At 60.3% G+C, this 19,509-nt stretch carries 14 protein-coding genes; 10 read left to right on the forward strand and 4 right to left on the reverse strand.

From position 1 onward, the window contains the following. Window positions 1-44: 44 nt before the first annotated feature. The 3 genes from SOP95_RS02075 to SOP95_RS02085 all read left to right on the forward strand — a co-directional run bounded on the left by SOP95_RS02075 (window position 45) and on the right by SOP95_RS02085 (window position 1,882). A complete protein-coding gene (locus SOP95_RS02075) occupies window positions 45-338 on the forward strand; it encodes a putative quinol monooxygenase (protein ID WP_046818089.1) in 294 nt (97 codons plus the stop codon). Window positions 339-532: 194 nt separating this feature from the next. Beyond that, window positions 533-943 carry a cupin domain-containing protein gene (locus SOP95_RS02080; RefSeq protein WP_323605799.1) on the forward strand — a complete coding sequence of 137 codons (411 nt, stop codon included), beginning with the start codon at window positions 533-535 and terminating at the stop codon, window positions 941-943. A gap of 228 nt (window positions 944-1,171) precedes the next feature. After that, entirely contained in the window at window positions 1,172-1,882 is a 711-nt protein-coding gene (locus SOP95_RS02085) for an ATPase (protein WP_323605800.1), read from the forward strand. Window positions 1,883-2,043: 161 nt separating this feature from the next. On the opposite strand, the gene SOP95_RS02090 is transcribed toward SOP95_RS02085, so the two are convergent. The 3 genes from SOP95_RS02090 to SOP95_RS02100 all read right to left on the reverse strand — a co-directional run bounded on the left by SOP95_RS02090 (window position 2,044) and on the right by SOP95_RS02100 (window position 10,265). Further along, on the reverse strand, window positions 2,044-6,933 hold the full coding sequence (locus SOP95_RS02090; protein WP_323605801.1) for an NAD-glutamate dehydrogenase: 4,890 nt from the start codon (window positions 6,931-6,933) through the stop codon (window positions 2,044-2,046). 502 nt (window positions 6,934-7,435) lie between these two features. After that, the gene (locus tag SOP95_RS02095) at window positions 7,436-8,830 is read right to left on the reverse strand and encodes a hypothetical protein (protein WP_323605802.1); all 1,395 of its coding nucleotides are present in this window, start codon (window positions 8,828-8,830) and stop codon (window positions 7,436-7,438) included. Window positions 8,831-9,146: 316 nt separating this feature from the next. Continuing rightward, a complete protein-coding gene (locus tag SOP95_RS02100) occupies window positions 9,147-10,265 on the reverse strand; it encodes an RHS repeat-associated core domain-containing protein (protein ID WP_323605803.1) in 1,119 nt (372 codons plus the stop codon). A 170-nt stretch (window positions 10,266-10,435) separates the two neighbouring features. Between SOP95_RS02100 and SOP95_RS02105 the strand changes: the two genes are divergently transcribed. The 7 genes from SOP95_RS02105 to SOP95_RS02135 all read left to right on the forward strand — a co-directional run bounded on the left by SOP95_RS02105 (window position 10,436) and on the right by SOP95_RS02135 (window position 18,001). Beyond that, window positions 10,436-10,789, forward strand: a complete 354-nt coding sequence (locus SOP95_RS02105; RefSeq protein WP_323605804.1) for a hypothetical protein — start codon at window positions 10,436-10,438, stop codon at window positions 10,787-10,789. Between the two features lie 360 nt (window positions 10,790-11,149). Continuing rightward, window positions 11,150-12,109: an AAA family ATPase gene (locus SOP95_RS02110; protein WP_008150800.1), complete on the forward strand. Its 960-nt coding sequence runs from the start codon at window positions 11,150-11,152 to the stop codon at window positions 12,107-12,109. A gap of 5 nt (window positions 12,110-12,114) precedes the next feature. Further along, the gene (locus SOP95_RS02115; RefSeq protein WP_274076976.1) at window positions 12,115-13,059 is read left to right on the forward strand and encodes a DUF58 domain-containing protein; all 945 of its coding nucleotides are present in this window, start codon (window positions 12,115-12,117) and stop codon (window positions 13,057-13,059) included. Further along, entirely contained in the window at window positions 13,056-13,550 is a 495-nt protein-coding gene (locus SOP95_RS02120) for a DUF4381 domain-containing protein (protein ID WP_274076977.1), read from the forward strand. The genes SOP95_RS02115 and SOP95_RS02120 overlap by 4 nt, the downstream gene beginning before the upstream one ends. Next, window positions 13,543-14,622 carry a vWA domain-containing protein gene (locus SOP95_RS02125; RefSeq protein WP_274076978.1) on the forward strand — a complete coding sequence of 360 codons (1,080 nt, stop codon included), beginning with the start codon at window positions 13,543-13,545 and terminating at the stop codon, window positions 14,620-14,622. Before SOP95_RS02120 ends, SOP95_RS02125 begins: the two co-directional genes overlap by 8 nt. Next, complete coding sequence (locus tag SOP95_RS02130; RefSeq protein WP_323605812.1) at window positions 14,619-16,352, forward strand: tetratricopeptide repeat protein; 1,734 nt, start codon at window positions 14,619-14,621, stop codon at window positions 16,350-16,352. Before SOP95_RS02125 ends, SOP95_RS02130 begins: the two co-directional genes overlap by 4 nt. Beyond that, window positions 16,349-18,001: a BatD family protein gene (locus SOP95_RS02135; protein ID WP_323605814.1), complete on the forward strand. Its 1,653-nt coding sequence runs from the start codon at window positions 16,349-16,351 to the stop codon at window positions 17,999-18,001. Before SOP95_RS02130 ends, SOP95_RS02135 begins: the two co-directional genes overlap by 4 nt. Window positions 18,002-18,097: 96 nt before the next feature. Here SOP95_RS02135 and SOP95_RS02140 read toward each other — a convergent pair whose 3' ends face one another. Further along, window positions 18,098-19,453, reverse strand: coding sequence for a lytic polysaccharide monooxygenase (locus SOP95_RS02140; protein ID WP_323605815.1), 1,356 nt, complete (start codon window positions 19,451-19,453; stop codon window positions 18,098-18,100). Window positions 19,454-19,509: the final 56 nt, after the last annotated feature.

The raw sequence follows: 19,509 nt of genomic DNA on the forward strand, positions 1-19,509 counted from the left end.
TCAATGAGCAGGATTCGTCCGGCCTGATTCAGGAGTGTGTGCCAATGTCCTACAACGTGATCAATACCGTAAAGGTGCAGGCCGTCGCCGGCCGCTCGGATGAACTGGGTCAGCAATTGCAAAAAATTGTCGATACCCTGCGCGAACTACCGGGCTGTGAATCCTATATGGTCGACCGCTGCCCTGAGGACAGTAACCGTTGGACCGTCAGCGCCCACTGGCAATCGGAAACGGCCATGCAATCGCATTTCAACAGTCCCCAGGTGCAAGGCTTCATCGACCTGATCGATTGCCAGTTGGCCAACGCCGTCGACTTCAACAGCTTTCCGATCAGATAAACACGGTTAAGATCGCAGTCCCTTGTCGCGCTTGCAGAGTATGGGTACCTCTGCAAACGTGGTCGGGGACTGCGATCTTTTTCGTTCAATCGCCGCACATTGGTCCCCTGGCCTTCCCGAAAATTGGCTGTTTGTTTGTCCCCACCGACGCCATAGATTGGTCCCTGACGACTAACCACTGCAGGTGATCAACCATGAACGTTTTGCGCTTCTCTCTCGCTGCCCTTGCCTTGACCGTTTGCACCTCGGCGTTTGCCCATGAGGCCGGTGATCCTTCAGAAAAGGTCACGGTGTTGCAGGACCAGATGCTGAAAAACGCCCCAGGCAAAAAGGCTTTGATGATCGAGGTCGACTATAAGCCAGGCCAAGCGTCGATCGCCCACAAACATGACGGCACGGCCATGGCCTATGTGCTTTCGGGATCGATCACTTCTCAGGTGAAGGGCGAAAAAGAGATCACGTACAAGGCCGGTGAGTATTGGTACGAACCCGCTGGCTCGGAACATCTGGTCTCGAAAAACGCCAGCGCAACCCAACCTGCAAAACTGTTGGTGTTCATGGTGTTGTCGCCGGACGAAAAAGTCCTGGTCCCCTTGAAAGACTGATCGCTGAACGAACAGCCATAAATAAAAAGGCTTTAATCTGCGATTGGGGTCTTTTTATTTCCCAGGGCACTTAACCGCACTTCTTTAAACCAAATAAAACTATTGATCACCGGATAATAGCGGATATTGGCTATTTCATTCAGTGACTCCCGGTTTAGTCTGAAGTCACTGCCGGCCACGCCCGGCAACTTAACTTTCCGACTGATGTTGTTTCAGTGGAGAAACACCATGAAACTTGCACTTGTCAGTACGTTGACAATAACGGCCCTGTTAACCGGCTGCTCGATTCCCACGGCACCTTCCGCGGTCTCTTCGCTGGACGGCATCTTCACCGCCCCCGTAGGTCGCAGTAGCGCCTCCAGCATTCCCAACGGCCATGACGTTTCCCTGGGCGTGGTCTACAGCCGCAATACCCAGGCCAATCGCGCCTACCTGCAGGAGTACCAGGCCAATGCCGGCACCGGCTTCGGCCAGAGCCTGCTGGTTCAACCGATTCACGATGCCTATGTCGCCACGTCCAAGCCCGACCTGGCGGTGGACTGGGTCAAGGCCTCGCTGCAACGGCAGTTCGGTTCGGTCACGGTGTATCCGGACATGCAGAGCCTCAAGGCGGCGAAACCGGACGTGGTCGCCATCGTCGACAGCCGCAGCCAGTTGATCACCTCGCGCAGTTCGGACGTCGAGGCCAATGTCAGTGCCGACTTCTACGATCGCAACTTCAACTATATCGGCACTGCAAGAGGCCATGACGCCGTAGCACTGAGCCCGGTGTGGGCCGACTATAAACGCAGTGAAGAGATCGTTGCCGATATTAATGAACAGCAGAATGTGCAAGTAAGGGCACTGCAGAAGTTTGACCAATCGCTCAGTAATTTATTGACCAGGCCGACAGATAAAGTGTCGATGGTTGATAATAAACAAGGTCATAAGTTGTATTAAAAGATAGGGCCTCTTCGCGGGCAAGCCCGCTCCTACAGGTTAGCCGAGTAACCCTGTAGGAGCGGGCTTGCCCGCGAAGGGGCCAGAATTGACGCTATAAAAACCTGGGCGAAAAAAAGCCCCGCATCTCTCAATGCGGGGCTTTTTCAATCAACGCCTGATCAGGCCGCCGGCTCAAGCACTTCGCTGGCAGGTGCAGGGGTAGTCACCACCGCTTGCCCGCTCAAAGCCAAATCCAGCAGTTCGCGGTTGGCCACCGCGTACATGGCGTAGTCCGTGCCGCTGGCGGCACGGATTTCCACCAGCATCGCGCGCCAGCGTTCGATCATGCTGCCGTGCTGTGCCATCCACAGCGACAGGCGTGTTTCCACGTCCTGGGTGCCGTCGCCCTGTTGCAGGACCGAGATGGTGATCGCACGTTGCTGCCAGTCGACGTCATCGCGGAACGCTTCACGGGCCAGGGCCTGCCAATTGTTTTCAACCGGCAAGGCACTGATCTGTTGCAGGTACCAAGTGATGTCCAGCGCGCTGCCCACGGCGAAGTAGGCCTTGGCCACGTCCGCAGGGTTCTGGCCGGTCACGTCGGAGGCCTCGATGATCGGCAGCAGGGTGTACAGGTGCGAAGTACCCGCCACCATGCGCGCCAGCAACTCCGGTACACCGGCTTCGACGTATGCCTGGTAGCGCGACTGCCAGTTCTCGCGGATCTCGCCACTGAGCAGTTCGTCGAGCTTGAGGCCCAACTCCTTCAGGTGCGGACCGAAGTGCGCGACGTCACGGGCAGCGTTCTGCTCGTTGCGACGGGCACGCAGGAACCAGCGCGTGGCGCGACGGCCCAGGCGCATCAGCTCGTCCATCAGCTCCAGTTGCACGTCGGCGGACACCTGGTAGTCCAGGTTTTCAATCTGACGGAACCAGTGCGGGAGATGGAAAATGTCACGCACGATCACGTAGGCACCGGCCACGTTCGCCGGGCTCATGCCGGTCGACTCTTTGAGTCGCTGAACGAAGGTGATGCCCATGTGGTTCACCAGATCGTTGGCGATCTGGGTGCTGACGATTTCGCGCTTCAGACGGTGACGACGCATCGCTGCGGAGAACTTGCTCACCAGGGTTGGCGGGAAAGCGGTTTCCATGTCGCGGGTCAGGTAGTCGTCATCCGGCACCAGGGAGCCCAGCAGCTGCTCCTTGAGGTCGATCTTGCTGTAGGAGATCAGCACCGACAACTCGGCACGGGTCAGGCCATGGCCTTCAGCGATGCGCTCGTTGATCGCTTCTTCGTTCGGCAGGAACTCGATGGCGCGATCCAGCTTGCCGCGACCTTCCAGATCGTTCATCAGGCGCTTGTACTCGGCAATCCGCGGCAAGGCGCGACGGGCCGCCAGGGACAGGGCCTGGGTCTGCTTGTAGTTGTTGCCCAAGACCAGGCCACCGACTTCGTCGGTCATGCTCGCCAGCAACTGGTTACGCTGCTTGTCGGTCATGTCGCCGGCCTGAACCACTTCGTTCAGCAGGATCTTGATGTTTACTTCGTGGTCGGAGCAGTCCACGCCACCGGCGTTGTCGATGAAGTCGGTGTTGGAACCGCCGCCATTGAGACCGAACTCGACACGCCCCAGTTGGGTCATGCCCAGGTTACCGCCCTCGCCCACCACTTTGCAGCGCAGTTCGTTGCCGTTCACGCGCAGCGCATCGTTGGCCTTGTCGCCGACATCGGCGTGGCTTTCGCTGCTGGCCTTGACGTAGGTACCGATACCGCCGTTCCACAACAGGTCCACCGGTGCCTTGAGCAAGGCATTGAGCAGTTCGGTCGGGGTCAGCTTGTCGGCCTGGATGTCAAAGCGTTCCTGCATCTGCGGGGAAATCGCGATGCTCTTGGCGCTACGGGAGAAGATGCCGCCGCCTTCGGACATGATGCTGGTGTCGTAATCCGACCAGGCCGAACGCGGCAGGTCGAACAGTCGCTGACGCTCGGCGAAGCTGGTCGCCGGATTCGGGTTCGGGTCGATGAAGATGTGCAGGTGGTTGAATGCCGCGACCAGTTGCAGTTTGTCGGACATCAGCAAGCCGTTACCGAACACGTCACCGGCCATGTCGCCGACGCCCACCACAGTGATGCTGTCTTCCTGGACATTGATGCCGCGCTCGCGGAAGTGGCGTTGTACGCCGACCCACGCGCCCTTGGCGGTGATGCCCATTTTCTTGTGGTCGTAACCGGCCGAACCACCGGAGGCGAACGCGTCACCCAGCCAGAAGCCGTAGTCGATGGCGATGCCGTTGGCGATGTCGGAGAAGGTCGCGGTGCCCTTGTCCGCGGCGACGACCAGGTACGGGTCATCGTTGTCATGGCGCACGACGTTGGTCGGCGGCACCAGGGCGCCGTCCTTCAGGTTGTCGGTAATGTCCAACAGGCCCGAAATGAAGATGCGGTAGCAGGCGATGCCCTCGGCCGCGATCTCGTCACGGCTGCCGCCCAGTGGCAGGCGACGCGGCAGGAAGCCGCCCTTCGCACCCACCGGCACGATCACCGAGTTCTTCACTTGCTGGGCTTTTACCAGGCCCAGGACTTCGGTTCGGAAGTCTTCTTCACGGTCGGACCAGCGCAGGCCGCCACGGGCGACGTTGCCGAAGCGCAGGTGCACGCCTTCGACCCGTGGCGAGTAGACGAATATCTCGAACTTCGGCACCGGTTTTGGCAGTTCAGGGATCAAGTGCGGGTTGAACTTGAAGCTGAAGTACGACTTGTTATGGCCGTTGGCGTCGGTCTGGTAGAAGTTGGTGCGCAGGGTGGCCTTGATCAGGTCCAGGTAGCGACGCAGGATGCGGTCTTCGTTGAGCACCTGGACGTCGTCCAGCGCGGTCAGGATCGCATGTTCCAGACGCTGCTCGAGATCGTCGCTGCTCAGCTTGCGCGCCAGGTAGAAACGGGTCTTGAACAACCGGGTCAGTTCGCGAGCGATGTCGGTGTGGTTGTTCAGGGTGCTGGCGATGTAGCCCAGGTCGAAGCCCAGGCGGATCTGCTTGAGGTAACGGGCGTAGGCACGCAGCAGCGCCACGTCACGCCAAGGCAGGCCGGCGGTCAGGACCAGGCGGTTGAACGCATCGTTCTCGGCATCGCCGCGCACGATATGGACGAACGCGTCCTGCAGGGTGTCGTTGAGTTGCTGGATATCCAGGTCCAGGCCTTCGGCTGCGGTGAAGGCGAAGTCGTGGATCCAGAACTCGCGGCCATTGGTGTGACGCAGGCGGTACGGGAATTCACCCAGCACGCGCAGGCCGAGGTTTTCCAGGATCGGCAGGACGTCGGACAAGGCCAACGGGGTGTCGGCGTGGTACAGCTTGCAATGCAGCTCGCGCTGGCCGACCTGGCCCAGCGGCTGGTAGAAGCTCATCACCAGCGGGTTCTTGTCGTTGAGGCTCAGCAGGTGCTGCATGTCGACCACAGCCGAATGCGCGGCGAAACGCTCGCGGTAGCCGGCCGGGAAGCCTTTCGGGAAGTCGGCCAGCACGTTGGTGCCCTGGGCCTCGCCGAAGCTTTCGACGGTCAGCGCCGAGTAATCGTCCTGCCAGCTGCGGCAGGCCTGGATCACTTCGTTTTCCAGCTGCTGCGGGTCGATGTCGATGCGGTTTTTCGGGTCGACGCGCAGGATCAGCTGCACACGGGCCAGCACGGACTCGGAGAAGAAGGTCCAGAACTCGCAATCCGAGGCTTTCAGGCGATCCATCAGCACTTGCTGGATCTTCTGCCGTACTTCGGTGGAGTAGATATCACGCGGCACGTAGGCCAGGCAGTAGCAGAAACGACCGTACGGGTCCTTGCGCAGGAACACGCGGATCTTGTTGCGCTCCTGGATCTGCACGATTGACATCACGGTGCTGAACAGCTCGTCCACCGGCGTCTGGAACAGGTCGTCGCGCGGCAGCACTTCGAGCACCTGGGCCAGTTCCTTGCCCAGGTGAGCCTTGGCCTGGAAGCCGGAACGGCGTTCGATTTCCGCGACCTTGCGGCGGATGTACGGGATGACCCGCACGCTCTCGCCATACACCGAGGAGGTGTACAGGCCCATGAAACGGCATTCCTTGATGACCTTGCCGTTGGCGTCGATTTCACGGATCGACACGTAGTCCGGGTAAGCCGGACGGTGTACACGGCTTGGGTGCGCTGCCTTGGCGAACGACAGCAGGGTCGGTTCGCGCAGGTAGTTGACGGCGTAGTCTTCGATGCGCAGGTCATCGTAGCTCAGGCCGGCGCGCAGCAGTTTGGTCAGGCCGAGGAAGGAGTCCTTGTCATAGACGATGTGACCGCCATCGGCTTCATCGCTGACCACGAACTCTTCGTAGCCGAGGAAGGTGAAGTGGTTGCCCACCAGCCATTCCAGGAAACTCTTGATTTCGCTCTTTTCGTCGGCATCGACGCCGAACTGGCTGTTGTCCAGGTTGGTGAGGATTTCCTGGACCTTGGCTTTCATCGGCTCGAAATCGCCCACCGCCACGCGCACTTCAGCGAGCACCTGCTCCAGCTCTTTGGCCAGCACGTTCAGTTCGGCGTTGTTGGCGCAACGGTCGATTTCCAGGTACATCAACGACTCTTGCAGCACGTCGTCGCCCTGGGTGCCTTTTGGCAGGATTTCCAGCAGCTCGCCCTTGCTGCCACGACGCACGCTCAGCACGGTGGTCTGCAGGGTGTGGATGCTGTAGCCGCGACGGTTCAGCTCGGTGCGCACCGAGTCCACCAGGAATGGCAGGTCGTGGTGCAGCACTTCGACCGCGGTGTGGGTCGACTGCCAGCCGTGGCGTTCGTAATCGGGGTTGTAGACGCGCACTTGCGGTTGCGCGTGATCGAAGCGCTCAAGCAGGCGCCACGCAGAAAGAGTACAGCCAGCGAGGTCAGACAACCGACGTTGGGTCAGTTCATCCAGGGAAATGATGCCGAAGAATTGTTCAGCGAACAGCGCCACTTGTGGCAGTGCCTGTTCACTGATGTGCTGCGCCAGTGCCGCTTGCAGTTGGTGCTGGAAGTCGGCTTTGCTGGCTGCGGTGAAGAACGCCATCTGTGGTACTCCGCTTGGGCTTGTTATTGATGAAAGCGTCGCGCGTAACACCCCTGTTCGGGGCTATGTTTCAAAGCTATCCGTCACCCTGCTCCTGATTCTCGGGCAGAGGAAACAGGGCGACAGGAGGGTGAAGCTAAACGAGACACTCGGGTCACATTCACCTTCCGCGAATGGGCATCTGCAAAAGCGACTGGGCTGCGTGCAGCGCAATGCCTTTACGGGTGCTCATCCGTTGCGCAGCTTAACGAGTGCGGCAAGACCCATGCTTGCGGTGCTGCGACATATTCGGTCAACGGTACGCTGCTCTGCAGGCGCGCCTTGAACAACACTAGCAGCCGAAGGCGATTTCGGGGCTGATTGCACAGTTTTTGCGGGACAACCGTACCAGAACGGCAGGTCGGGACGCGCCCTCCCCGGCCCAACCAGAAATTGACAACATCCATGATCGCCGAACCGACCATGGACGCTAATGCTGCTCATTGAAGGAACCTCGACCGATTCAGTCGATCAAGTCATCGAACGCCTGAAATCGGCTCACTGTCGCGCAGTCGTAACAGAGCATTTGAATCGTCTTCTTGTCCATGCTGGCATCGACGTTGGTTGAATCACATTCACGACAAAACAGCTGCAGATGCCCGGCCTGGTCCGCCGTGCAGCCATTGCCAGAGAAAAACCGTGGCACCAGTTCGTCACGCCAGTAGAGGCCCGGGGACTTGGAGAAACCTGCTCCGCTGTCCTTGAGTACCACGTCATACAGGATTCGGTGCAAGGCCGACTGCGGCACTCGCGAATCGCGATAGGCGGTTTTGCGCCAGTTTCGCGCCTTTGCATCCTGCGCCGTGCCCAACATGTTGCCCGGGATGGTGTTGCAAGCGTGGTTACGGCCCTTGGAATTGCCGGTGGCGTAGAAATGCGCGGCATTCTTCACCGCCAACCGCGCAAAGTAGTAGATGTGGCTCACCGAAAAGTCCTGCAGAAGCTGGCCGACAACGGTTTCGGCGCGCCCCTGGGCACTGAATACAAAACTCACTTCACTGGCCAGGATCTGGATGTACTGAAGCGACTCGTCCCGGGCCAGGCTCAACATCAAGGCGTACAATTCGCTTTTCCAGGCGGGCTGAACACTGCCTGACAGCTCTTGATACAAAGCTCCGTACAGTGCGTCGCGAGTGCCGCGTATGCCGGGTTCCAATGCGACATTGGGTAGCCAGCGCACGGAGCAGAAGTCTTTGATCTGGTAGCCGGACGCCCGATCGAAGGCCTTGATGTCGCCATCCAGGTCGACGTCCAGCGCTCCGGTCTCGTGCAGGTTCCTCACCAGCGCTTCACTGGCCTCATCAGTGGGTGCCAGAGGTTCGCTCCTGACCCCGGTGGCGAGCGAGGCAATGCGCTCGCCACCGTCGACCTGGCCGTCGTCGAGCAAGGCGAGCAGTGCCAGTTTCTGGACGAAGCCCAGCGATGCATAAGGCACCGACGGACGCGGCGTGGCGTAGCGTTTCTGCAGCTCGAGACGATCACGCTGCGCCTGGGCGGCGATTTCCTGCTGGCGCAGCTTGTAGCACTCATTGCAGGTACAGCGCTTGATTCGCCCTTGGTGGCCAAGCTCATGGTGATAGTGCTCGCAACGCACGCACTTGAAAGGGTTACGAAGTGAGACAGGGGTACCCTTGGCGTGCCGGCGCACCCACATGGGCAGGTCGCAGTAGGGGCACGTCAGGTCCTTGCTGATGATCGGCGGCAATATCTTCAACAGACTGCGGACTTCAGGCGCAATGTTGAACTCGATTTTCAGGTCGGCACTTTTTTCACCGTCCAGATAGCGCTGGTACAGTTGCTCGATTTGTTCCTCGGACAGGTGCTTGATCTCATCTGCCCGTTCGAAATACTGACTCATCGAAAGAGGTCCTTTTTTAATGATTGATTGCGCACTCCTTTGCGTCTGGGCGATCACGCTAAGGGATTGAAATGCGCAAAGACAAGTAAAAAACCTGCTTCCGGGCGTTATTTTCAGGGCTCGCAAACCTCCTGCAACAGGATCGGAAATTTCCTATGGCAAGTTAGGAAAAGTCCGTGAGAAGCACCCTTCATCATTCACAGAATCGACTTTGAACGGCTTTTCGATGCATCAGACTGATAATGGAAATCGATTATTTTCGCCGTTCCAGCAACCTGAGGCAGCAGAAATTTCCGTCAGGAGAGACTCCGATAAACTAGCTTCTGATTCGACGACCCACCCCCGCGGAGACTGATGGCTCGAAGCCGACTGGACGATATGGGTGATCGAATAAATCGAAGATCAATCTCCGCGTACTATCGTTTTTCAAAATCCCGAAATAGTAGCTATTCTTACCGACCTCACCCACTTTAAGTCTTGCTAAAACTTGCGTAGGCTTGGTATACCTGATTACCCCAATGTAACCTTTTGTCGGCACTCCGGAAAGATTGGCAAGCCCTTGAGCAAAAGACGCTGCCCCCCCAATAGCCTCGCCTGAACGACAGAACGCCGTTCGTAAATTTGCATACTTACTAAATTTCACTCCGCTGCTTTTGGCCATATTGTAAAACTGTTCGGAGTTGATCATTCTTTTTTCATCCCACCAGGCGTACCCCCCATCCTCATTTCCATGCCCTTGAAAAGTGAGCCTCGGCTTTCCTTTGTAAGTATCTTCAAACATTATGAAGCCGTCAGACAGCTTGGTTACTTTCCTCACTGGTTTGACACGCATACGTTGAAAGGGTGTGCTGAATGGCATTTCTCTCGAAGAGGACTTGAACAAGGATTTTAATACGGAAAGGAAAGAATGACCCGACGGATCAATCCAGTTAACAGGATCTCCCGCACAATAGGCGTATGCATTCAATCCGCCGCTCTCAAACGGGCTCAAACTGTCGGGACTGTTAAACCGCTTCAGAACCGGATTAAACGCCCGATAACCATTGCCCAACAAATAATGCCCGGTCACCGGATCCACACGCTGCCCATTGAAACCCAGCAAATTGCTCAATACGCTTTCGCGAGTGCGATGACCGTAAGGCGAGTAGGCCATGGTTCGTTGCGCATTCGCTTGAAGGGTACTGAGGACGGTACGTTGAAGGTCAGTGGCCAATAACGTGCTGGCGACCCCGCCGACGTGTTGGTGTTGTTGCACCAGTACCTGATCACCCTGCTGAATGATCGACCACCGCTCAACCGCTGCAATCTCGGTAGCCAAGCGGTCTTCACAGTAAAAACGCTTACGCTCGCGGGGATCCGCCAGGCCATGACTGACCAGACGATTGAGAGCGTCGTATTGATAGTGGATAAGCGCAGTTTTCGATTGTCTGGACATTGGGGGGATTCCTGCAGCCCTGGTTTAGGGAACGTCCTTGATTGTCGATTTTTTTGCCTGGATACACCACTAGCAGAACTGCTAGGTTCAACACACCCCAGCAAAAAAATCACGACGCTGGCAAAATCGCGTTTTAATGCCAACGCCGCGCTCAGCGCCAGGAATTTCCCATGCAAATGACAACCGCCCTCTTGATCGTCAACCCCTGTGATGACGAAGAAGACAACATGGCCATGCTCTGCTGCCACAGCGAAAAGGGCGAGATGTTCCTGATGAGCCGTTACCCGGACGAGGATGAGCTGGAGATCACCCTGGATGGCGAGCCTTCGACTCTGGATGGCGTGAAGGTCACACTTAGCCCTTCCCTGCTGAAGATCGAAATCGCGGCGGCGGATGCCGATGCGTTGAATGGGGATGATGTGCTGGAGATCACCTTCAATCCGGACATGGTGGATCTGGCGGAGGTTCAGGAAACCCTGAAGAATATCCTTGACGGTACCGGGACCTTCATCAGCCAGGTTTGAGGTGCCTGAACCGGCCCTATCGCTGGCAAGCCAGCTCCTAACGTGGATCGGGTACGGTCAGATGGGTTGGCTTTAAGACCACCATCGCGAGCAAGCCACAGCGAACGATGTGTCGCACAGATTGCCTGCACACCGCCAATACCTGTAGGAGCTGCGGTGCGACGATTCGACTTGCCAGCGATGAGGCCCTGACAGTCACCTAAGGACTGTCGCCCTGCAAAAACCAGCAAATCCCCAACCATTTCCCGCACTTTGCACAAAATGCCGTTAGTCGCCGCCCCCCGCGATGGATTAAAGTAACGCCCCCAGCCCTGGCGTTATACGAACGTCTTCGGTCACCCTCTCCAGGAACAGTCATCGATGGAACATCGTGAAGCGCTGCTAGCGCTGCGAACCTTTCTTTCAACGCAGATTCTCGGCCAGGAAAAACTCATCGAGCGCTTGCTCATCGCCCTGCTTGCCGACGGCCACATGCTGGTTGAAGGGGCCCCTGGCCTGGCCAAGACCAAGGCCATCAAGGAACTGGCAGAAGGCATCGAAGCGCAGTTCCATCGCATCCAGTTCACCCCCGACCTGTTGCCCGCCGACATCACCGGTACCGAGATCTATCGCCCGGAAACCGGCAGCTTCGTGTTCCAGCAGGGCCCGATCTTCCACAACCTGGTGTTGGCGGACGAAATCAACCGTGCCCCGGCCAAGGTTCAATCGGCATTGCTCGAAGCCATGGGTGAACGCCAGGTCAGTGTCGGACGCAGCACCTATGAGCTTTCGCCGTTGTTCCTGGTGATGGCCACGCAAAACCCGATCGAGCAGGAAGGCACCTACCCGCTGCCCGAAGCGCAGCTGGACCGTTTCCTGATGCACGTGAAAATCGGTTTTCCGGACGCGGCTGTCGAACGCCGCATCCTGCAACAAGCCCGTGGCGAAGCCTTGAACGGCGAAACCAAGCCCGAACGCCGGGTCAGCCAGCAGGCGATCTTCGCCGCACGCAAGGAGATTCTCGGCCTGTACATGGCCGACGCCGTGGAGGAATACCTGGTGCAACTGGTCATGGCCACGCGCACCCCGGCCAAGTTCGATCCGGAAATGGCCGAATGGATCGCCTACGGCGCCAGCCCCCGCGGTTCGATTGCCCTGGATCGCTGCGCCCGGGCGCACGCCTGGCTGGCCGGGCGCGACTTCGTCAGCCCCGAAGACATCCAGGCGGTACTGTTCGATGTATTGCGCCACCGCATCATTCTTTCCTTTGAAGCCGAAGCCGCCGGTATCGACCAGGACCGGGTGGTCCAGCGGATTCTCGACGTCGTAGCCGTCGCTTGACCCCGATGAACGCCATCCTGCCGCCCGAACCGGGCATCCGTGTCAGCCTCGCCGAGTTGATCGAGATGCGTCATCGCGTGCGTGAAGTGCAGCTGTTTTCCACACCGAGCCAGCGCAGCCCGCTGATCGGCCTGCACCACTCCAAGCTGCGGGGCCGTGGCGTGGATTTCGATCAGGTGCGGGTTTATCAAGCCGGCGACGACGTGCGCAGCATCGACTGGCGCGTCACCGCCCGGACCCAGGAACCCCACACCAAGCTGTTTCACGAAGAACGCGAGCGGCCGATCTTCATCATGGTCGAGCAGAGTCGTCGGTTGTTCTTCGGCTCGGGGCTGATGTTCAAGTCGGTGCTCGCCGCCCAGGCCGCGAGCCTGATCGGCTGGGCCGCGCTGGGGCATAACGACCGGGTCGGAGGCCTGGTGTTCGGCGACAATGAGCATTACGAAATCAAGCCAAGGCGCAGCAAACAGAGCCTGCTGCAGTTGCTCAACCGCCTGGTGCGGGTCAACCAGTCGCTGCACACCGAAAGCGAGCCCGATCGCGATGCGTTCGGCATTGCCTTGCGCCGCGCGCGGGAGGTGTTGCGGCCCGGCAGCCTGGCGATCGTGATCTGCGACGAGCGCGCCTTGTCCGAAAGCGCCGAACAACAGCTGAGCCTGTTGTCGCGCCATTGCGACCTGTTGCTGCTGCCATTGTCCGATCCGCTGGATCATGCCCTGCCTGCCGCCGGACTGTTGCGCTTCGCCGAGCGTGGCGCACAACTGGAACTCGACACGCTCAACTTCGACCTGCGCCAGACCTACCGCGCCCAGGCCGAAGCGCGCATCGCCCGCTGGGAGCTGCTGGCACAGAAGCTTCGAGTGTTGTTGATGCCGCTGAGCACGCAAAGTGAAATGGTCGAGCAACTGCGCGAGTACCTCAACCCACAGCAGCCGGGGAAAGGTCGATGAGCAGTCTCGAGCAGTTGCAGCCACTGATTTCTCCGCCCCCCGTGGAGTTCTGGCCGCCGGCACCGGGCTGGTGGTTGCTGCTGCTGTTGCTGCCGGCCATCGGCTTTGGCCTGTGGAAGCTGCGGCACCTATTGACTCGCCAGCAACCGGTAGCCCCCGTCGAACAACCGCTGGACCCGGTGCGCGTGGCCGCACTGGCGGAACTGGCGCGCATGCCCAAACCTTACGACGGCGCGCCCGCCGGTGCCTGGCTGCAGCAACTCAATGGCCTGCTCAAGCGTCTGTGCCGCAACCATTACCCCTACAGCCAGAGCCATACCCTCAATGGCCGCAAATGGCTGGCTTTTCTCGACAACCGCTGCCCCGCTGCCGGCCTGACCCGCTGGATGGTGCTGGTCGAAGGCGCCTACAAGCCCGAATGCAAGCTGGACGACAAGGCCATCGCCGGCCTGACCCAGGCGGTCGACACCTGGATTCGCAAACATGTTTGAGTTCGCCTGGCCGTGGATGTTCGCCCTGCTGCCGCTGCCCTGGTTGATGCGTGTGCTGTTGCCGGTGGCCGACAGTGGCGAACCGGCACTCAAGGTCAGTTTTCTCGCTGACCTCGAAGGCCTGGCCAAACGCCGCGCCCGGGCCAACTTGCCCGCCTGGCGTCAGCAGGCGCCGTTTTTGCTGCTCTGGTTGCTGCTGCTGAGCGCCGCCGCGCGCCCGCAATGGCTCGGCGAGCCGTTGCCGATTGCAGCCAGCGGGCGCGACCTGCTGGTGGCGGTGGACGTGTCCGGTTCGATGGACTTTCCCGATATGCAGTGGCAGGACGATGACGTCAGCCGCCTCACCCTGGTCCAGCATTTGCTCGGCGATTTCCTCGAAAGTCGCGACGGCGACCGGGTCGGGCTGATCCTGTTCGGCAGCCGGGCGTACGTGCAGGCACCCCTGACGTTTGACCGGCATACCGTGCGCGTCTGGCTCGACGAAGCGCGTATCGGCATCGCCGGCAAGAACACCGCCATCGGTGACGCCATCGGCCTGGCCCTCAAGCGCCTGCGACAACGCCCGGCGCAAAGCCGCGTGTTGATTCTGGTCACCGATGGCGCCAACAACGGCGGCGAAATCGATCCGCTGACCGCCGCGCGCCTGGCGGCCAAGGAAGGGGTGAAAATCTACCCGATCGGTATCGGCGCCGACCCGGAAGAAAGCGGCACCCCCGGTTTCCTGGGGATCAATCCGAGCCTGGATCTTGACGAACCCACCTTGAAGGCGATCGCCGACGCCACCGGCGGCCAGTACTTCCGCGCTCGCGATGGCCAGGAACTGCAAGCGATCAAGGGCACCCTCGACAAACTGGAGCCCGTGACCCAGCAACCGACCCAGGCCCGTCCGGCCCAGGCGTTGTACCACTGGCCGCTGGCGCTGGCGTTGTGGCTGAGCATGCTGCTGGTGGTGCGCGAGCTGTGGCCGGACAACCCGCTGCAACGATTTTTCACCAAGGACCTGTTCTTGCAATCGCCATTGCCTGACTGGCGCCAGCGCCTCAAACGCCTGCGCCTGCGGAGGCGCCGATGAGCGCACTCTGGCCGTACTTTTTCCGCCCCTGGTGGCTGCTGTCGCTGCCGCTGCTTGGCTGGTTGCTCTGGAAACTGTGGCATCGGCAGAAGCGCGCGGGGCGCTGGCAGATGATCCTGCCGCCGGCGTTCCATGCGGCGTTGCTCAGTGGCGGCAGCGGACGCGAAAGCAAACTGCCGTGGATCGCCCTGGGCCTGGCCTGGTCGATCGCTGTCGTCGCATTGATCGGACCGAGCTTTTCCCGCGTCGAGCAGATCAGCCAGAAACCCGCTGACCCGCTGGTGGTAATCCTTGAGCTGACCCCGCAAATGCTCGCCACCGACGTTCAGCCAAACCGCCTGGAACAGGCCCGGCGCAAACTCTTCGACCTGCTGCAAAGCCGCAACGACGCGCAGACTGCAATCGTCGTCTACGCCGGCAGCGCCCACACCCTGGTGCCGCTGTCGGACGACCTGTCCACCAGCCGCAACCTGCTCGATGCGCTCAAGCCGTCGTTGATGCCCGAAGCCGGCCAGCGTGCCGATCTGGCGGTGGTCAAGGCCCTGGCCTTGCTGGAACAGGCCGCACTGGGCGACGGTCGGATCCTGTTGATCGGCACTTCCCTGAGCGAACCGGAGCGCCTGGGCATCAGCCGCGCCTTGAGCGGCAAGTCGACGCAATTGCTCATGCTTGGCATCGGCACCGCCGACGGCGCCCCAATCACCCAGGAGGATGGCAGTTTCCTCAAGGACGAACAGGGAGCGATCCTGGTGTCGCGCCTGGATGAGCCCGGCCTGAAGGCCTTCGTCAACGAGCTGGACGGACACTACCGCCACGCGCGCCTGAGCGATGGCGATCTGCGCGCCCTCGGCCTGCTCGACGGGCCGCGCAACCTGCGCAACGACGGCCAGACCCTGCGCCTCGACACCTGGGCCGACCAGGGCTACTGGCTGCTGTTGCCGCTGCTGTTGCTGGCCGCCTGCGCCGGTCGTCGCGGCTGGTTGTTCTGCCTGCCGCTATTTTTCATGCTGCCGCAACCGGGCTATGCCTTCGACTTCCAGGACCTGTGGCTGCGCCCCGACCAGCAGGGCCAGCACTTGCTCAAGCAGAAACGCCCGGCCGAGGCGGCCCGGCACTTCGAAGATCACCAGTGGCAAGGCGTGGCTCTCTACGAAGCCGGCGACTACACGGGCGCCGCCCAGCGGTTCGCCGAGGGCAACGACGCCCACGCCCACTACAATCGTGGCAACGCCCTGGCCAAAAGCGGCGAGCTGGAGGCGGCCGTGGATGCTTATGAACAGGCCCTCGAACGCCAACCGGATCTGCGCCCGGCCCTGACCAACAAGGCCCTGGTGGAAAGCCTGCTCAAGCAGCAAGCCACCGCGCCCGCCCCTGACAAAGCCGCCAATGAGGAGGCCGCCGATTCGGCGCAGGAAACACCACCCAGTAGCGTTGCGCAGCCGTCGACAACGGGTGAGCCGCAAACCGCTGGCGAACCGACCCAAGCCGCCACCGAGCCGTCCGCCACAACACCGCCGCGCCCCGGCGCCAACGAGGTCCCGGGCAGCGAACTGGGAGATGAACAGCACACCATTGCCCCCATGCCCCCGACCAGCGACAGTCTCGATGCCGAGCAGCAGCAGGCGCTGGAGCAATGGCTCAGGCAGATCCCGGACGACCCGGGTGAATTGCTCAGACGCAAGTTCTGGTACGAACAGCAACAACATCAGGATCAGGGAAAAACTCGATGACCCGCTTCACCGCCTTCATGCTCGCCCCGCTGCCCGCCTTGTTGCTCTGTGTCGTGCAGGCCCAGGCAGCCGAGCTGGTCGCCAGTGTCGACCGGGCTCGCCTGAATTCCGGCGAGACCATCGAACTGACCCTGGAATCCAACGACGTGACCCAGTTCGGCAAGCCGGACCTGACGCCACTGGAGCCCCTGTTCGAAGTGCGTGGCACCCGCCAGGTCAACCAGTTGAACACCCTCAATGGCGACAACCAGGCCACCACCCGCTGGATCGTCACCCTGCTGCCCTTGCACAACGGCACCCTGGTGATCCCCCCGCTCGCGCTGGGCGACGTGCAGAGCCAGCCGATCACCGTGCAAGTGGTCGAGAGCGACACCCAGGCGAGCCCGAACAAGCAGGCAGCGGTGTTCATCGACGCCAGCCTCGATCAGACCACCGTGTACGTGCAGGCCCAGGCGATCCTGACCTTGCGCATCTACCATTCGGTGTCCCTGTACGACGACAGCAGCCTGCCGCCCTTGCAAATTCCCAACGCGCGCATCGAACAGCTCGGCGAGTCACGCACCTACGAGAAAGACATCAACGGCATTCGCCATGGCGTGATCGAGATGCGCTACGCGATCTACCCGCAACACAGCGGTGAACTGATCATCCCGGCGCAGATATTCAATGCCGCACTGGTGGAGGCGCAGCCCGTGCAGGACGCCAGCGCCCAAGCGCCGAAATCCGGCAAGTTGATGCGCGTCAGCTCCGGCGAGATCCTGCTGACGGTCAAGGCCAAACCCATCACCTATCCCGCCGACCTGCCCTGGCTACCGGCTCGCAGCCTGACCCTGAGTGAAAGCTGGAATCCAGAGCCGGAACACGTCCAGGTCGGCGATTCGCTCACCCGCAGCCTGACGGTCAAGGCCGAAGGCCTGGCCAGTTCACAGCTGCCACCCCTGCCCGGCACCGAGGTCAGTGGCCTGCGGCGCTATCCCGATCAACCGGTGCTGGGTAACCAGAATACCGAACGAGGCCTGGTGGGCAGCCGCGAAGATCGCGAGGCGCTGGTGCCTTCGCGCAGCGGCGCCATCGACTTGCCGTCGGTCGAGGTGGTCTGGTGGAACACCTTCGAAGACCATCTGGAGCACAGCAGCCTGCCCGCCCGGACCCTGCAGGTGGCGGCCAATCCGAGCCTGCTGGTCGATACTCCGGCCGGCGCCACACCAATGGACAGCAGTGCCAGCAACGAAACCCTCTGGCGCTGGAAACTCAGCACCCTGATCCTCGCCTGCACCACCCTGCTGGGGTTCGGCCTCTGGTGGCGGGCACGCTGGCAACCGGCAATCCTGCGGGCGGCACAAACCGGCCCGAGCCCACGCACGGTGCTCGACGACCTCAAGCGTGCCTGCCAGGCCAACGACTCCCACGCCACCCGCCAGGCGCTCGACGCCTGGGCCCGCCAGCAACCGGAAACCCTGGCCGACATGGCCGCCCGCTTCGTCCCGCTGTCCGACGCCCTCGACGGTTTGAACGGCGCTCTGTACAGCGAAACCGGCCAGCATTGGCAAGGGGAAGATTTGTGGCGGGCGATCCGGACGATTCCGATTGCCGAACGGGTTCAGGATCCGGTTGGGGACAGTGGGTTGCCGCCGCTTTATCCGAAATAAAATCAAAAGATCGCAGCCTGCGGCAGCCCCTCCAAGGGCTGCCGCAGGCTGCGATCATCAAGGCCTTTCAGCAAAGCACAATGAGTCCGTCAAAGGTCAGGCCAGTTTGACCCAAAGCACATTGTCGCCCACCCCAGGGGCCCAGTCTTCTACGTAGGAGGTGTGTGCCTGAAGGCAGGACCAGTTCTTTGCAGCGTGTCTCACTCGCTGGTCTTTTGCATACTGAGTGTTCAGTTTCCATGCCGGATACTCGCCCCCGCCACTCTCAGTGCTGACGCTCAGAACGTTACTGGACGACGAAAGCTTGTTGTTCAGGTCGCGCGCTTTCACCGCGTAACGGTATGGGGTGTCTGGTGTGAGGCCAGAGTCGACAAAAGAGGTCTGAGTGACGCTCACGGTTTTGATATGAATGTCGTCCCGATAGATCAGGTAGTCGACTATTGGGTCCGTGCCGGTGGATGCCCCCCACATCAGGCTGACACTTTGTGTGGTCTGGCCCATGCTGTGCAGGTTTGTCGGAGCGGTAGGCCCCGCGCCACCTTCTGGCAAGGTATGCACCTGAATCGGCCGGCTGGGCGCAGAGATATGGCTGCGATCGTCGACCGCGCTGATGGCATATGTGTACTGGGTTTCAGGCGCCACGCTGTTATCGGCAAAAGCAAGATTCGGAGCGTCTACATCAACCAAAAATCTTCCGTTACGCGAAATGCGGTAGGAGGCGATCGGAAAGGGACCGGTTCCTGCATTCCAATTCAACAGTACCTGCTTGTCAGTGACCTTGACAGCAGCCAGTCCAGTCGGTGGATCCGGCCGTTCACCGCCGCCTTCCGGTGGCACGAAATTCAGATCAATCACTTGGTAAAAAGCCATGGAAGTGTTGGCCACTTCCCAGACGGCCAGCAATGCGTGGTACCCGTCCCGTTCCGGTAGTGGGACACCATGGGTGGTGGGTGAAGCGGGCAACATTTGCTCGCCATGGGACCAATGCGGTTGCAGGTTGATTTGCACTGTGTAAAACGGCTCCGCTTCAAACTGGTCGCGCGACAGGACCTTGTCAGGATCCCAACCTTCCCTGGTCATGAAATAGTTCCAGCGCCGGGTCGCGTGCTTCGCGCTGAAACGCCAGGAAATGTCCAGCGTTTCGCCACTTCGCACATCATGTTTTTTCCAATGACTCCCTGGTTCATCCAGTTGTGCACCGGTCAGTTGATTGGCACTGGCAATTTTTCCATCCGGAGGCGGCGGGACGTTGGCGTCGTCATCTTTGGCAAAAGTATCCCTGAGCCCGCCGGCAGTCAGAGGAAAAAACTTGCCGGACTCGCGTTGGTTCAGAGCCCCTAAGTCGAGTCTCCCCGCGAGCCACTCAAAATGTGCCCGTGAAGAGGGAGAAAAAACGTGGCCATGACGCGCATTGTTGCTTCTACTGATAGAGTTCGGACGACCCTGTGACATCGTATTTCTCCATTAACAATCGTAGTAACTTCGATAACCCTGGAATCACATGTAAC

This window comes from Pseudomonas sp. YuFO8, from assembly GCF_035065025.1.
Classification (GTDB): Bacteria; Pseudomonadota; Gammaproteobacteria; order Pseudomonadales; family Pseudomonadaceae; genus Aquipseudomonas; species Aquipseudomonas putida_AE.

Coding starts and splice junctions, on each gene's coding strand:
- SOP95_RS02075 (WP_046818089.1), top strand. CDS start 45: ATGTCCTACAACGTGATCAATACCGTAAAGGTGCAGGCCGTCGCCGGC.
- SOP95_RS02125 (WP_274076978.1), top strand. CDS start 13,543: ATGTTTGAGTTCGCCTGGCCGTGGATGTTCGCCCTGCTGCCGCTGCCC.
- SOP95_RS02140 (WP_323605815.1), bottom strand. CDS start 19,453: ATGTCACAGGGTCGTCCGAACTCTATCAGTAGAAGCAACAATGCGCGT.
- SOP95_RS02130 (WP_323605812.1), top strand. CDS start 14,619: ATGAGCGCACTCTGGCCGTACTTTTTCCGCCCCTGGTGGCTGCTGTCG.
- SOP95_RS02110 (WP_008150800.1), top strand. CDS start 11,150: ATGGAACATCGTGAAGCGCTGCTAGCGCTGCGAACCTTTCTTTCAACG.
- SOP95_RS02105 (WP_323605804.1), top strand. CDS start 10,436: ATGCAAATGACAACCGCCCTCTTGATCGTCAACCCCTGTGATGACGAA.
- SOP95_RS02090 (WP_323605801.1), bottom strand. CDS start 6,933: ATGGCGTTCTTCACCGCAGCCAGCAAAGCCGACTTCCAGCACCAACTG.
- SOP95_RS02115 (WP_274076976.1), top strand. CDS start 12,115: ATGAACGCCATCCTGCCGCCCGAACCGGGCATCCGTGTCAGCCTCGCC.
- SOP95_RS02085 (WP_323605800.1), top strand. CDS start 1,172: ATGAAACTTGCACTTGTCAGTACGTTGACAATAACGGCCCTGTTAACC.
- SOP95_RS02135 (WP_323605814.1), top strand. CDS start 16,349: ATGACCCGCTTCACCGCCTTCATGCTCGCCCCGCTGCCCGCCTTGTTG.
- SOP95_RS02080 (WP_323605799.1), top strand. CDS start 533: ATGAACGTTTTGCGCTTCTCTCTCGCTGCCCTTGCCTTGACCGTTTGC.
- SOP95_RS02095 (WP_323605802.1), bottom strand. CDS start 8,830: ATGAGTCAGTATTTCGAACGGGCAGATGAGATCAAGCACCTGTCCGAG.
- SOP95_RS02100 (WP_323605803.1), bottom strand. CDS start 10,265: ATGTCCAGACAATCGAAAACTGCGCTTATCCACTATCAATACGACGCT.
- SOP95_RS02120 (WP_274076977.1), top strand. CDS start 13,056: ATGAGCAGTCTCGAGCAGTTGCAGCCACTGATTTCTCCGCCCCCCGTG.